Below are 428 nucleotides of genomic sequence, written 5' to 3'. Positions count from 1 at the left end.
CTACTACCCTGCAACCCTCTCAACCATCCTCAAAATCTCCTCGCGCGATAGCGGCTTACGGTCGGTGACAAAATGCAGCGTCATCCCCTCAATAAACGCATCAAGCGCGCGGGCGGTTCCGGGTTCAAACCATTGTTCGAGCGTTTGCTGACTGCGCTGCATCCAGTTTTGCATTACCGTTTTTAATAGCGGTTTTCGGCTAGCCAGCGCGTAGAGCTGGTACATCAGCTCCATGTTATCCGGCGTTGCAACCTGTGAGCTGTAGATCATATCGGTGATAGCCTGGCATGCGCCCGGAGCATCACTAACATCGCTAAAAAATGCCTGATATTGCCGGGACTTGATCTCAGTAAAACTGCTGAACGCCTCCAGTAACAACTCATCAATTCCTGAAAAATAGTAGGTCATCGATCCCAACGGTACCCCGG

Annotated in this window: 1 protein-coding gene; it reads right to left on the bottom strand. The window is 51.4% G+C overall.

What is annotated here, in order from left to right; all coding sequences use genetic code 11:
• Positions 1–3 precede the first annotated feature (3 nt).
• Positions 4–428 (bottom strand): DNA-binding transcriptional regulator RcdA (rcdA, locus tag D7X32_RS44660; RefSeq protein WP_120608493.1); only part of this gene is annotated, 425 nt, incomplete at its 5' end.

It is taken from the genome of Corallococcus carmarthensis, from assembly GCF_003611695.1.
In the GTDB taxonomy this organism is placed as follows: Bacteria; Myxococcota; Myxococcia; order Myxococcales; family Myxococcaceae; genus Corallococcus; species Corallococcus carmarthensis.
The sequence above is the reverse complement of the archived record's forward strand: the minus strand, read 5'-3'. Positions and strand labels throughout refer to the sequence as shown.